Annotated in this window: 13 protein-coding genes; 11 read left to right on the top strand and 2 right to left on the bottom strand. The window is 59.1% G+C overall.

The genetic code is table 11. The annotated features are described in order from the left end of the window. Positions 1-183: 183 nt before the first annotated feature. Positions 184-1449, top strand: a complete 1266-nt coding sequence (gene fabF, locus AC2FID_RS11920; protein WP_496836734.1) for a beta-ketoacyl-ACP synthase II — start codon at positions 184-186, stop codon at positions 1447-1449. After that, positions 1450-2610 carry an endolytic transglycosylase MltG gene (gene mltG, locus AC2FID_RS11915; RefSeq protein ID WP_496836971.1) on the top strand — a complete coding sequence of 387 codons (1161 nt, stop codon included), beginning with the start codon at positions 1450-1452 and terminating at the stop codon, positions 2608-2610. A gap of 40 nt (positions 2611-2650) precedes the next feature. Here mltG and AC2FID_RS11910 read toward each other — a convergent pair whose 3' ends face one another. Then, positions 2651-3907 carry a DEAD/DEAH box helicase gene (locus tag AC2FID_RS11910; protein ID WP_113789508.1) on the bottom strand — a complete coding sequence of 419 codons (1257 nt, stop codon included), beginning with the start codon at positions 3905-3907 and terminating at the stop codon, positions 2651-2653. Between the two features lie 447 nt (positions 3908-4354). Here AC2FID_RS11910 and AC2FID_RS11905 point away from each other — a divergent pair, with 447 nt between their 5' ends. Both AC2FID_RS11905 and AC2FID_RS11900 read left to right on the top strand, forming a co-directional pair. Next, the gene (locus tag AC2FID_RS11905) at positions 4355-5395 is read left to right on the top strand and encodes a linear amide C-N hydrolase (protein ID WP_496836969.1); all 1041 of its coding nucleotides are present in this window, start codon (positions 4355-4357) and stop codon (positions 5393-5395) included. A 498-nt stretch (positions 5396-5893) separates the two neighbouring features. Then, the gene (locus AC2FID_RS11900) at positions 5894-7264 is read left to right on the top strand and encodes a DNA-packaging protein (RefSeq protein ID WP_496837191.1); all 1371 of its coding nucleotides are present in this window, start codon (positions 5894-5896) and stop codon (positions 7262-7264) included. Positions 7265-7276: 12 nt separating this feature from the next. On the opposite strand, the gene AC2FID_RS11895 is transcribed toward AC2FID_RS11900, so the two are convergent. Continuing rightward, positions 7277-8032: a hypothetical protein gene (locus tag AC2FID_RS11895; protein WP_496836967.1), complete on the bottom strand. Its 756-nt coding sequence runs from the start codon at positions 8030-8032 to the stop codon at positions 7277-7279. 154 nt (positions 8033-8186) lie between these two features. On the opposite strand from AC2FID_RS11895, the gene AC2FID_RS11890 reads away from it, so the two are divergent. From AC2FID_RS11890 to AC2FID_RS11860, 7 genes are all read left to right on the top strand, one after another. Next, a complete protein-coding gene (locus tag AC2FID_RS11890) occupies positions 8187-9350 on the top strand; it encodes a phage portal protein (protein WP_496836966.1) in 1164 nt (387 codons plus the stop codon). Further along, positions 9343-9561: a GTA head formation protein, RCAP_rcc01685 family gene (locus AC2FID_RS11885; protein WP_496836964.1), complete on the top strand. Its 219-nt coding sequence runs from the start codon at positions 9343-9345 to the stop codon at positions 9559-9561. The genes AC2FID_RS11890 and AC2FID_RS11885 overlap by 8 nt, the downstream gene beginning before the upstream one ends. 26 nt (positions 9562-9587) lie before the next feature. Continuing rightward, the gene (locus tag AC2FID_RS11880) at positions 9588-10133 is read left to right on the top strand and encodes an HK97 family phage prohead protease (protein ID WP_496836962.1); all 546 of its coding nucleotides are present in this window, start codon (positions 9588-9590) and stop codon (positions 10131-10133) included. 34 nt (positions 10134-10167) lie between these two features. Then, positions 10168-11346, top strand: coding sequence for a phage major capsid protein (locus AC2FID_RS11875; RefSeq protein WP_496836960.1), 1179 nt, complete (start codon positions 10168-10170; stop codon positions 11344-11346). Between the two features lie 169 nt (positions 11347-11515). After that, positions 11516-12115: a head-tail connector protein gene (locus AC2FID_RS11870; RefSeq protein ID WP_496836958.1), complete on the top strand. Its 600-nt coding sequence runs from the start codon at positions 11516-11518 to the stop codon at positions 12113-12115. After that, positions 12112-12450: a phage head closure protein gene (locus tag AC2FID_RS11865; protein WP_496836956.1), complete on the top strand. Its 339-nt coding sequence runs from the start codon at positions 12112-12114 to the stop codon at positions 12448-12450. The genes AC2FID_RS11870 and AC2FID_RS11865 overlap by 4 nt, the downstream gene beginning before the upstream one ends. Beyond that, positions 12447-12860 (top strand): DUF3168 domain-containing protein, encoded by a 414-nt coding sequence (locus tag AC2FID_RS11860; RefSeq protein ID WP_282169349.1) that lies wholly within the window; start codon positions 12447-12449, stop codon positions 12858-12860. Before AC2FID_RS11865 ends, AC2FID_RS11860 begins: the two co-directional genes overlap by 4 nt. The last annotated feature ends 20 nt before the right edge of the window (positions 12861-12880 follow it).

The raw sequence follows: 12880 nt of genomic DNA, 5'->3' as shown, positions 1-12880 counted from the left end.
GCACGTCATTGCCCCGGCCTTTCAATTCCGTGAAAGGGCCGGGGCAATTTGTTTTGGTACAAGCCGCACAGACGGACCGTCCGGCGAAATGGTGCCGGGTGGGAATGTGCCGTTGCTCTTGCCCCCGGACCCCGGGCCGGGGTATGAGCGTTTCTCAAATAGGAAGCAGGCAAGAGGCATTTCATGCGCAGAGTCGTTGTAACCGGTCTGGGATTGGTCACTCCTTTGGCCAGCGGGGTCGAGAAATCTTGGTCACGGCTGCTGGATGGGGAATCCGGCGCGGGCCCGATCACGAAATTTGATGCCGAAGCAAGCGGTGTCACCACGACCTATGCCTGCGAAGTTCCGCGCGGCGATGGAACTGACGGGACATTCAATCCCAACGATTGGTTGCCGCCAAAAGAGCAACGCAAGATCGAAGACTTTATCCTTTATTCGATCGCTGCCGCTGACATGGCTTGTCAGGATGCAAACTGGCTGCCCGAGGACGAAGAGGACCGCCTGCGTACGGGTGTCCTGATCGGGTCGGGTATCGGCGGACTGGGCTCTATTGCTGAAACAGCGAACCTGATCCGAGATAAAGGCCCGCGCCGTGTATCGCCCTTCTTTATTCCCGGTGCGCTGATCAACCTGGCATCCGGCCAGGTATCTATCCGCCACGGGTTCAAGGGGCCCAACCACTCGGTCGTGACGGCTTGCTCGACAGGTGCGCATGCAATCGGTGATGCCAGCCGCATCATTCGCGCAGGCGACGCGGAAGTTATGATTGCTGGTGGCGGCGAAGGCTGCATCTGCGAGATCGGTATCGCTGGTTTTAACGCTTGCAAGGCGCTGTCGACCAAATATGCCGATGATCCGAAGAAAGCCAGCCGCCCGTATGACGTGGACCGTGACGGCTTTGTCATGGGCGAGGGCGCAGGCATCGTGGTTCTGGAAGAATACGAGCACGCCAAGGCGCGCGGTGCGAAGATCTATGCCGAAGTTTTGGGCTATGGCATGTCTGGCGACGCTTATCACATCACCGCGCCGTCAGAGGATGGCGATGGTGCTGAGCGTTCAATGAAAGCCGCCTTGCGCAGCGCTGGGTTGGAGCCTTCGGATCTCGACTACATCAACGCACATGGCACTTCGACCATGGCGGATACGATTGAACTGGGCGCAGTTGAACGACTGCTGGGCGATCATGCCAGCAAGGCAACAATGACATCGACCAAATCGGCCACCGGGCACCTGCTGGGTGCGGCAGGCGCGATTGAGGCAATTTTTTCGATTCTTGCGATCCGGGATCAGGTGGCCCCACCGACGATCAATCTGGACAACCCTGCCGTTGAAACTCCGATTGATCTGGCACCCAACGCCAAGCGTGAGCGTGAGATCAATGTGGCGCTGTCGAATTCGTTCGGCTTTGGCGGCACCAATGCCAGCGTGATCTTCGGAAAGGTCAGCTAAATGTTGCGGGCTCTTGCTTCGAACGCGCTGACTCTGCTGATTGTAGGCTTGTTCCTGATGGGCGGGCTGGTTGTGTGGGGGCAGTCGCAATACAAGGCCGAGGGTCCGCTGGAATCCGCCATGTGCCTGCAAGTCAGAAGCGGGTCGAATATGACCCGTGTCAGCCAAGAGCTTGAAGATGACGGAGCCATCAGCAGCGCCATGATCTTTCGCATGGCTGCGGACTACACAGATAAATCGCAGCAGCTGAAAGCCGGTAGCTTTCTGGTGCGCGAAGGTGCGTCGATGGAGCAGATCATCGATGAGATCACCAGCAGTGGTGCCAGCACCTGCGGGTCTGAGATTGAATACCGTATCGGTGTCACGCGCATCCAGACCCGGGTTCGCGAGTTGGACCCGGCAACGCTGGAGTTTGTCGAAATCGCTTCGTTTGATGTGACCGACGAAGAAATCCCTGCCGAATATGGTCAAAAGCGTGAAGAAGCCGACACCCGGTACCGTGTGTCTGTTGCCGAAGGCGTGACCTCTTGGCAGGTGGCGCAAGGCTTGCAGGCGATTGAACCGCTGACAGGTGAGATTGCCGAGATCCCGGCCGAAGGGATGTTGGCGCCTGACAGCTATGACTTGGCACCGGGCGATGACCGGACGACTGTTCTGCAGGCGATGCAAGACAAGCAACAATTGCGCATCAACGCAGTGTGGGAGAACCGCCAAGGCGACCTTCCCATCAGCAGCCCAGAGGAAATGCTGATCCTTGCGTCGATTATTGAAAAGGAAACCGGTGTTCCCAATGAACGCGGGCAAGTTGCAAGCGTCTTTGTGAACCGGCTTGAGCAGGGCATGAAGCTGCAGACAGACCCGACGGTCATCTATGGCGTCACCAAGGGTCAAGGCACGCTGGGGCGCGGGCTGCGTCGCAGTGAGCTGCGCCGTGCAACACCTTGGAATACTTATGTGATAGACGGTTTGCCGCCGACACCCATTGCCAATCCAGGTCTGGCCAGCCTTGAGGCTGCCGTTGCCCCGGAACAGACCAACTTTGTCTTCTTTGTAGCGGATGGCACCGGGGGGCACGCATTCGCGGAAACCTTGCAGGAACACAATCGGAACGTCGCCAAGTGGCGTGAGATTGAGGCTGAGAGAAACAGCTCAAGCAACTAAGAAAAAGGCCGCGTCGAAAAACGCGGCCTTTTTCTTTTTGTTATGCGGCGGGACGTCCGCGTGGACGACGACGTTTCGAGGACGCGGGCTTCGATGTCGAATTTGCCCCCTGCGGTTTACGTCCCCGGAACCCTCCGCGATTACGGGTTTTCTTGGGCTCAGAAAATTCTGGCATGGTGCCGCTGGCGACCGGAATTTCGATCTTCATCAGCTTCTGAATCTGGCGCAGCTGATCCACTTCGTCCGGTGAGCAGAAGGCGATAGCTTCACCTTCGCGACCAGCACGGGCTGTGCGCCCGATGCGGTGGACATAGTTGTCGGGCACCTCGGGCAGGTCATAGTTGATCACATAGGCAACACCGGGAATGTCGATGCCACGCGCGGCCACGTCGGTCGCGACCAATACGTTGATCTCTCCGGCCCGGAACGCCTTGATCGCGCGGTCGCGTTGTCCCTGGCTTTTGTTGCCGTGGATCGAGGCCGCGTTGAAACCATCGGCCACAAGGCCTTTCATCAGTTTCTCGGCTCCGTGTTTGGTACGGGAAAATACCAAGGTCAGAGCTTCCATGTCAGCGGACAGAATTTCGCGCAGTTTCCGCGGTTTGCCGGCCCTGTCGACGAAATGCACAGACTGCGTGATCTTGTCAGCCGCTTTACCTGGAGGCGAGACCTGCACCCGCTGCGGGTTGGTCAGATAGGATTGGCTGAGTTCCTCCATCTGCTTCGGCATAGTGGCCGAAAACAGCATGGTTTGACGCGGCGTGCCCAGCTTGGGTGCGATTTTGCGCAGGGCGTGGATAAAGCCCATGTCCAACATCTGGTCGGCCTCGTCCAGTACAAGATGTCGCACCGAGCCGAGGTCAACGGCACCGCGTTCCATCAGGTCGATCAAACGCCCGGGCGTGGCGACCAGAATGTCGGTGCCGCGCGACAGGAACGAGATCTGTCTGCCGATCGACTGGCCACCGACCACGGTGGCCACGCGCAGCTTGGTCTTGTCGGTCAGGTTGCGCAGGCTATCCGCGATCTGGTTGACCAGCTCGCGGGTGGGGGCAAGGATCAGCGCCTTGGCGGTTTTGGGCGCGGGTTTGCCGGACTGCGCCAACAAGTGGTCGATCAGCGGCAGACCGAAGGCCAGCGTCTTACCGGTGCCGGTCTGCGCCAGGCCCAGGATGTCGTGACCGTTCAGCGCCAGCGGGATGGCCTGGTTCTGAATAGGGGTCGGTTGTGAGAAATTGGCACGTTTCAGTGCATCGTTGAGGGCTGGTGCAAGGCCCAGCATGTCGAAGTCGAACAAATAACTATCCTTTGTAATCCGCAAGGCGATAGCCGTACGGACAAGACGTGTCTGGCCACGCAGCGCGTGACCGGCAGGGTTTCCGCTAAACCTCGGGACGTGCAGGCGAACCCTGCGCCATCTGGCGTCGCGTCAAGAACCCTGCGTGAATGGGAACTAGGAGAAGTAGTGATGCGCTGTGGGGTCTGCTACGACCGTCAATGCTCACGCGTCAGCGCTGTCTTAAGGTGGCACATGCTAGTTTTGCTAACAATTGTCAAGGCATGAACTGCGAAGTGGGAACATGTACCGGCCGCGGCCGTCAGGGAATGGATTGTTCAAATAGAAAAACCTTGTCCGGCTGGGCTTTGAAATTCCCGAGGTGCTTCTTGGGTTTCCTAACATCGGTAAATATCCGATCCTTAGGGGAGATGACTTTTTGTATATGACCAAAAAAGGATTCCAGAAATGTGCGTTAAAATACTTGTAGCTACCACTCTGGCCGTGGTTCTAGCCGCTTCTTCAGCAATCGCATGCTCTCGGATCGTCTATGAAACGGCAGACGGATCCTTCCTCACGGGGAGGACGCTTGACTGGTTCGAAGATACTTCAACAGATATTTGGGCCTTCCCGCGGGGCATGGACCGAGACGGTGGTGCCGGAGAGAATTCGGTCGAATGGACGTCCAAATACGGCTCTGTCGTGGCAACGATCTATGACGGAGCAACTGTTGACGGCATGAATGATGGCGGGCTGGTCGGCAATGCTCTCTATCTTGCCGAAGCGGATTACGGGACGGAAAATGCCGGAGACAAACCTCTCATTTCTGTCGGAGGGTGGTTGCAGTATTTTCTGGATAACTTTGCAACAGTTGAAGAAGCCGTTGCAGCAATGGAGCAAGAGCCATTTGTGATTGTAGCACCGATGTTGCCAAGCGGGCATGAGGCAGGGGGGCATATTGCGCTATCTGATGCGTCTGGTGACAGTGCAATATTCGAGTATCTCGATGGCGAGTTGGTTATCCACCATGGCCGCGAATTTACTGTCATGACAAACTCTCCTACTTTTGATGAACAACTCGCTATCACCACCTATTGGGGTGAAGTTAATGGTCTTTCATTTTTGCCCGGCACCCATCGGTCCTCCGACCGGTTTGCGCGGTTGAGCTGGAATCTGAATGCCGTTCCCTCGTTCGAAGACAAAAACGATGCGACGGCAGCGGTGTTCTCTCTCGTGCGATCAATTTCCGTACCATTTGGTGTGACGGACCCGGAGCGCCCAAACATCGCATCGACAACCTGGCGTACGGTCGCTGATCATGAGCTGGGTCGGTACTATTATGAGAGCGTGTTCAGCCCTACATTGTTTTGGGTGGACATCGAAAACCTTGATCTCTCCGATGGGGCTTCTACCCTGAAACTGGAACTTGGCGAAAAGCCCATCCTTGCGGGCGAGGTTTCGGCCAGCTTTGAACCTTCCGAGCCATTTCTTTTTCTCGGCGATACGTAACGTTGTAATCACGGGGCTGAACCACTGACGCCCGTCTGCCACATGGCCCTATCAGTAAAGGTCTCTTAACTATCAGCGCACGTTACCCGTTGCGCCGTTGTTGCGCAAAGCATTGACTTTGCGGGCTTTCTCGCGTATAAGTTGTGTCATGCTAGAAGAGGTGGGCGACGGCCCCGGGGCGACCCGGTGGCCGTTTTTCGTTTCTCTCGTGCGGAGATCACTCACGCATGAGGTCACAGGCACACATGACTTTGATTACCCCGGAAGAGCGGATGTCCCAGACGGCTGATTTGTTGCAGTCGCTTGAGAGATCCATTCGCGATCTGCGCCAAGCAGCGGAAGAACTGCGCAAACAGATCGGTGCCGGGGAGGATGCAGATCTTGCTGGTTCAGCCAAGCAACTCGGGCAGTTAGAGGGGCTGATCCGAAGTTGTCAGAAAGTGGAGACAAGCTTTGTCGAACAACATCATAGACAAGCCGGAATTGCCCAGGGGGGGTATGCGCTCGACCTTGAGCGCGCTCGATTTGAGGTTGGGTGCAGGCTGGCTCGCCTCCGCGCCTGCTGCGGTTCGGGACAGATTTCTGAGTGAGATCGGGGAGGGGGGGCTGTGCGCCCTCCCTTTCCTGTTTGAGTTCTGGGCGCTGCCGCATCAGTTGCCGCCCGAAGGCGACTGGCGGTCCTGGGTGATCATGGGCGGGCGTGGGGCTGGTAAGACGCGAGCCGGAGCCGAATGGGTGCGACAGGTGGTCGAGGGGTCTTTGCCGCTGGATCGCGGCGGGGCGCGTCGTGTGGCATTGGTGGGTGAGACATTCGATCAGGTACGCGATGTGATGATCTTTGGCGATAGCGGGATATTGCAATGCTCGCCGCCGGATCGGCGACCCGTCTGGAAGGCGTCCGAACGGAAACTGATCTGGCCAAACGGAGCAGAGGCGCAAGCGTTTTCAGCGCATGATCCCGAAGGGTTGCGCGGGCCTCAGTTCGATGCAGCCTGGGTGGATGAGTTGGCTAAGTGGAAGAAGGCGGGCGAGACCTGGGATATGCTGCAATTTGCGCTGCGCTTGGGTGAGCGGCCTCGGGTCTGTGTGACGACCACGCCGCGAAATGTGAAGGTTTTGAAGGAATTGCTGGCATCTCCGTCCACCGTGCAGACCCATGCGCCGACCGAGGCGAACAGGGCCAATCTGGCGGATTCGTTTCTGGAAGAGATACGCGCGCGCTATGCGGGCACGCGGCTGGGGCGGCAGGAGTTGGACGGCGTGCTGCTGTCGGATGCCGAGGGGGCGCTGTGGACCGGATCAATGCTGGAGGCGGCGCGAGTTGAGAATGTTCCAGAGTTGGACCGTATAGTGGTCGCGCTGGACCCGGCGGTGACGGCGGGGGCGGATGCGGATGCCTGCGGGATTGTGGTTGTCGGCGCGCAAGTGCAGGGGCCGCCCGAGGAGTGGCGCGCCTATGTGCTGGCTGACCGAACAGTGCAGGGTGTCGGCCCGGCGGGCTGGGCGCAGGCGGCGATTGACGCGATGGATGAGTTCGGGGCCGAACGGCTGGTGGCCGAGGTCAATCAGGGCGGGCAGTTGGTGGAAGAGGTCGTGCGGCAGGTGGACCCTCTGGTCCCTTATCGGGCGGTGCGGGCGTCACGCGGCAAGGTGGCGCGGGCAGAGCCCGTTGCGGCCCTGTACGAACAGGGGCGGGTGGCGCATGTGGCCGGGCTGGACGCGCTGGAGGAGCAGATGTGCCAGATGACCGCGCGCGGGTTCGAGGGGCAGGGCTCGCCCGACCGGGTCGACGCGCTGGTCTGGGCCTTGCATGAGTTGGTTGTGGGGCCTGCGGGGGCGTATCGACGGCCGAGGGTGCGGAGTTTGTGAGGAAACTAGGCGTTAGTCCGGCAATTTCGCTGAGATGTCATCAACTTGTGCGAGTGAGGATGAAACTATCTGGTCGAATTCGAGCACCGCATCCGGGTTAACCTCTTCTTCCGTATAGTTTGCGGAGACTAGTCGGTTTTGAAACTGCTGTATCAGTTGCGCCCGCTGAACCAAGTCTCGCTTATTGCAAAACCGATCCCATGATAGTTCAGAGGATGGGAAGTTAAGGCAAACGGAGGCTGCGTCGCGAAGCGCTTCTGATGCTGCTGCGACGTAGTAGAAGCTACGCCCAAATCGCCGCGAGGAAGCCTCGGCTTCACTGTATTTTAGTAAGAGCTCTACCCAAGCATAATATCCAACGCGAAGTGGGTACGTTTCATCGTAGTCGAAGATAAGGTCGAGATTACCGCTGAGTACCTTGAAGCCAGAACAGCTAGTTTCAATTAGGTCTCGTTGAATGTCATTGGTATTTTCGGAAGGAACCAAGATTACTTCGGGGGCTTCTTCCAGCCCAGCCCAATATGGAAACGCGACCATTTTTCCATCTTCGCGGAACACCTCTTCTCCGGTATTGTATGGTGTTTCAGCGCAATCGCGGAATTCGTTCGGCACGTAAAACGCCAAGCTATCGGCAGCCGCGATGCTGCTCCAAAAAAATGTGGAGGCTAAGTTTATCGCGGGCAACGCCGCTTTGAAAAAGTGATGTTTCATTAAGCGTAATGTTTCAACTTCCTTAGTCTTTGTGCTGGTTACGAAAGAAAAACTCAATGTCGTAATTCATTGATTGCGGAATTGTCCGATGAGATCGTTTCTTAACTATCCGTTGCCCATCCCCCGTACGCCCCATTCCCATGCCCTAAACTTCTTTCCGTCATAACTCCTTTCAACAAGCCGGGCAGAGCGGCGGCGGAAAGGAGCACAGATGGTATTCGATTTCTTGCGTCGTGGATCGGCTGAGGCAGCGCCTGAGGCGAAGGCGAGCGCGGCGGGGCCCGTGGTGGCGTGGCAAACGGGCGGACGTGTGGCGTGGAGCCCTCGGGATGCAGTGTCGCTGACGCGGACGGGGTTTTCGGGGAACCCGGTGGGGTTTCGCTCGGTCAAGTTGATTGCCGAGGCGGCGGCGGCTCTGCCTCTGGTGCTGCAGGATCAGGCGCAGCGCTATGATATGCATCCGATCATATCCCTGATGCGCCGTCCGAATGCGGCGCAGGGGCGGGCGGAATTGATGGAGGCTTTGTTTGGGCAGTTGTTGCTGTCGGGGAACGCCTACGTCGAGGCGGCACAGGCCGAGGATGGATTGCCGGTTGAACTGCACGTCTTGCGCTCGGACAGGATGAGTGTGGTGCCGGGGGCGGATGGGTGGCCCAAAGCATATGACTATACAGCGGGCGGCAAGACGCATCGTTTCCCGGCTGATGCAATCTGTCATATCAAGTCGTTCCACCCGCAGGATGATCACTATGGGTTCTCGCCGATGCAAGCTGCGGCAATGGCGATTGACGTGCATAACAGTGCGTCGCGGTGGTCGAAATCTCTGCTGGACAATGCCGCGCGGCCTTCGGGGGCGCTGGTGTGGAAAGGCGGCGATGGCCATGGAGTGATGGCCGAGGATCAATTCCGCCGCTTGTCCGATGAGATTGAGCAGAACTATCGCGGGGCGCGCAATGCGGGTCGTCCGATGGTTCTGGAAGGGGGGCTCGATTGGAAGCCGATGGGTTTCTCACCCTCTGACATGGAGTTTCAAAAGACCAAGGAAGCCGCCGCCCGCGAGATCGCGCTAGCCTTTGGGGTCCCGCCGATGCTGCTGGGGATCCAAGGCGACGCGACCTATTCGAACTATCAGGAGGCCAACCGGGCGTTTTACCGCCTGACCGTTCTGCCCCTGGTGACGCGGGTGGCGGCGGCGGTTTCGGATTGGCTGGCGGGCTTTACTGGCGAAGAGCTGGTGTTGAAACCCGACCTGGATCAGGTGCCGGCGCTGTCGGCGGAGCGGGATGCGCAATGGGCGCGTGTCAACGGTGCCGAGTTCCTGACAGACGCTGAGAAGCGCGTGATGCTGGGGCTGCCGGAGCGTGCAGATGGCTGAGGGGTATCCGCCGTTTGACTGTGCGCCGGGCCTGCGTCTGGCTGCGCATGAACGGGTGGCCGAGATTCAGCACGCGCATCTATGCAGGCGGCTGGATCAGATCGAAGAGATGATGGAGCGGCTGGAGAAACGGCTGTGGCTGACGGTCTATGGAGTCGTTGCGGCGATCCTGGCGCAAGCGTTTCAGTCAATTCTGGTGGTGTCGCCATGAATTCAGAGGCTTATGAGGAGGTGTTCATGGATTTAGAACACAAGTTTGCGCGGTTTAGCGATGGATTGTCGGTGACCGAGGACGCGGTGATCGAGGGCTATGCCAGCCTGTTTGGGCAGGTCGATCAAGGGAGCGATGTAGTGCAGAAAGGCGCATATCGCAGGTCGTTGGCCGGGCTGAAGACGGCAGGTCAGCGGGTCAAGATGCTGTGGCAGCACGACCCGGCGCAGCCCATCGGTGTCTGGGACGACGTGCGCGAGGATGAGCGCGGGCTTTGGGTCAAGGGACGTATGTTGGAAAGCACACAGAAAGGTCGTGAAGCCGCGGAATTGATCCGGGCCGGGGCCATTGACGGGCTGTCGATCGGCTATCGCACCAAACGAGCCATAAAAAATGAAAAGGGCCATCGGGTCCTGACCGAACTGGAGCTGTGGGAGGTGTCGCTTGTGACTTTTCCGATGCTGCCCAGTGCGCGGGTGGCGGCAAAGGGGACGACCCCGGACGCTGAGGAAACCCTGCGCAGTATTGCCGAGGTGTTTGATCATGCCCGGCAGGAGCTGGCGCGAACCTAGCGCGCCTCAATCCCACCCAAATAAGGAAGTTCTGATGAGCAAGACCGAGACCCCGGCCTTGACCGGAGAGGGTGTGCCCCTGGTTCAAGAGGTGAAGCAGGCGATGACTGGATTCGTGAACGAATTCAGGGGCCTGAAGGCTGAAGTTAAAACCAAACTGCAACAGACAGAAGAGCGGCTTACCATGCTGGATCGTAAATCAATCATCGCGGCGCGCCCGCATCTTGCGGCATCAATCGAGGACGGTGCGCCGCATCAGAAGGCTTTCGACGCCTATGTAAGATGCGGTGACGATGACGGCCTGCGTGGTCTTGATATGGAAGCCAAATCGCTGTCCAGTGCGGTCAACAGCGATGGCGGTTATCTGGTCGACCCGCAGACTGCCGAGATGATCAAGTCGGTGCTGAAATCCACGGCCTCGATCCGTTCGATCGCTTCGGTGGTGAATGTCGAGGCTAACTCGTTCGACGTGTTGATCGACCACACCGACGTGGGCGCTGGCTGGGCGGATGAAAGTTCAGCAGCCACCGAGACAGCGACCCCGTCGATTGATCGCATTTCGATTTCCTTGCACGAGTTGAGCGCGCTGCCCAAGGCGTCGCAACGTTTGCTGGATGACAGCGCGTTTGATGTCGAGGGCTGGCTGGCCGGTCGTATTGCCGACAAGTTTGCCCGTGCCGAAGCGGCGGCGTTCATCTCGGGCGATGGCGCGGACAAACCAAACGGCATTCTGAACCATGCCAAGGTCGACAATGATGTCTGGACCTGGGGCAATCTGGGCTATGTCCCGACCGGCATCAACGGTGGTGTCGATGCAGATGCGATTGTCGATGTGGTCTATGCGCTGGGCGCGCAGTACCGCGTCAATGGCACCTTCGTGATGAATTCAAAAACCGCCGGTGTGATCCGCAAGCTGAAAGACAGCGATGGGCGCTTCCTCTGGTCGGACGGGCTGGCCGCGGGCGAGCCCGCGCGCTTGATGGGTTACCCGGTGCTGATTGCCGAGGACATGCCGGATGCGGGCACCGACAGTTTCTCGATTGCCTTTGGTGATTTCCAAGCCGGGTACACTATTGCGGAGCGCCCTGATCTGCGCGTCTTGCGCGATCCGTTCAGCGCCAAGCCGCACGTTCTGTTCTATGCGACCAAACGCGTCGGCGGCGACGTGAGCGACTTTGCCGCGATCAAGCTGGTGAAATTCGGCACCGCCTAAGCGGTGACGGATCCGGGGGGTCATTGGCCCCTCGGGTGCGGGCGCGGGCCGGGGTGAGATCCCCTGCGTTGTCTAGCTGCTCCCCTCCGTCCGAGCAACGTGGGGCGGCGCGTGCCCGTCATTTTCTTGAGTGAGGCCCCGGAGGGGTCCGAGATTGCGGAGTGAATGGATGATGTTGATCGAAGAAACCGCCATCGCGGATGCGGCGCTGCCGGTGGATCAGTTTAAGGCGCATCTGCGGCTGGGCACGGGCTTTGCCGAAGACAGCGTACAGGATGATGTGCTGAAAGGCTTTTTGCGCGCAGCCGTTGCGGCAATCGAAGCGCGCACTGGCAAGGTTCTGATCGAGCGCGATTTTTCCTGGAGCCTTACCGTTTGGCGAGACCAGTCGGGAGAGGTGCTGCCAGTGGCACCGGTCACCGAGGTCCAGAGCGTGACGCTGGCAGATGCAGAAGGCGCAGAGGCTGTCGTCACCCCGGATAGATACCGGTTGGAAAAAGATGCTCAGCGCCCCCGGCTTAGGCCAATGGGGTCATTGATGCCGAAGATGCCAAAGGGTGGTTCTGTCAGGATCGTCTTTGGCGCTGGGATGGCAATGGATTGGGGCGGATTGCCCGCCGATCTGGGGCAGGCGGTGCTGTTGCTGGCCGCGCATTACTACGAATACCGCGATGAGACAGCGCTGGGTGCCGGGTGCATGCCGTTTGGTGTCACCAGCCTGATCCAGCGCTATCGCACAGTTCGTTTTGGTGCAGGGGTCGTGCAATGAAAGCGCCGCGGTTGAACAGAAAGCTGGTGCTGGAGGCGCCGGTGCGCGTGGCCGATGGGTCAGGCGGATACGCCGAAACCTGGGTGCCGCAGGGCACGGTATGGGCCGAGGTGACCGCGCGCAGCGGGTCCGAGCGGCAGGTGGCTGGTGTCCCTATTTCGCGAGTCGGCTATCGCATCGTGATCCGGGGCGCGCCCACCGGTTCGACCACGCGGCCATCGCCGGATCAGCGCTTTGCTGAGGGCGCACGTCGCTTTGTCATCCGCGCTGTCGCTGAGCGTGATCCGCGCGGCCAGTACCTGATCTGTTTCGCGGATGAGGAGGTGGCAGCATGAGCTATGGCGTTTCAGCCGCCCTCCAGGCGGCGGTGTTCAAGCAGATTTCAGAGGACGCGCAGGTTAACGATTTGTCCGGTGGCGCAATATATGACGCGGTGCCAGCCGGAGCAGTACCACAGACTTATGTGACGCTGGGACCGGAAGAAGTTCGGGATGCTTCTGACCGATCGGGTGGGGGTTCGGTGCATCGGTTCACGATTTCGGTCGTGTCCGAAGCCGCAGGGTTCGGGGCCGCCAAGACCCTGGCAGGAGCTGTGTGTGACGCGCTGGAGGGTGCCATGCCCAGCCTTGATCGCGGGCGTCTGGTGGGCCTGTGGTTCGAGCGCGCATCAGCCCGGCGTACCGGCACCGGTGGGGCGATCCGCCAGATCGACCTGAAATTCCGCGCCCGCGTGGAAGACAACTAACCAATCAACGGAGAGAGCAT

This window comes from Ruegeria sp. CDSC068 (genome assembly GCF_059610545.1).
This window is presented reverse-complemented; position numbering and strand designations above follow the sequence as displayed.

What these genes read in the sequence shown, in the direction of transcription:
- fabF (WP_496836734.1), top strand. Translation starts at nt 184, where the DNA reads ATGCGCAGAGTCGTTGTAACCGGTCTGGGATTGGTCACTCCTTTGGCC.
- mltG (WP_496836971.1), top strand. Translation starts at nt 1,450, where the DNA reads ATGTTGCGGGCTCTTGCTTCGAACGCGCTGACTCTGCTGATTGTAGGC.
- AC2FID_RS11905 (WP_496836969.1), top strand. Translation starts at nt 4,355, where the DNA reads ATGTGCGTTAAAATACTTGTAGCTACCACTCTGGCCGTGGTTCTAGCC.
- AC2FID_RS11900 (WP_496837191.1), top strand. Translation starts at nt 5,894, where the DNA reads ATGCGCTCGACCTTGAGCGCGCTCGATTTGAGGTTGGGTGCAGGCTGG.
- AC2FID_RS11890 (WP_496836966.1), top strand. Translation starts at nt 8,187, where the DNA reads ATGGTATTCGATTTCTTGCGTCGTGGATCGGCTGAGGCAGCGCCTGAG.
- AC2FID_RS11885 (WP_496836964.1), top strand. Translation starts at nt 9,343, where the DNA reads ATGGCTGAGGGGTATCCGCCGTTTGACTGTGCGCCGGGCCTGCGTCTG.
- AC2FID_RS11880 (WP_496836962.1), top strand. Translation starts at nt 9,588, where the DNA reads ATGGATTTAGAACACAAGTTTGCGCGGTTTAGCGATGGATTGTCGGTG.
- AC2FID_RS11875 (WP_496836960.1), top strand. Translation starts at nt 10,168, where the DNA reads ATGAGCAAGACCGAGACCCCGGCCTTGACCGGAGAGGGTGTGCCCCTG.
- AC2FID_RS11870 (WP_496836958.1), top strand. Translation starts at nt 11,516, where the DNA reads ATGATGTTGATCGAAGAAACCGCCATCGCGGATGCGGCGCTGCCGGTG.
- AC2FID_RS11865 (WP_496836956.1), top strand. Translation starts at nt 12,112, where the DNA reads ATGAAAGCGCCGCGGTTGAACAGAAAGCTGGTGCTGGAGGCGCCGGTG.
- AC2FID_RS11860 (WP_282169349.1), top strand. Translation starts at nt 12,447, where the DNA reads ATGAGCTATGGCGTTTCAGCCGCCCTCCAGGCGGCGGTGTTCAAGCAG.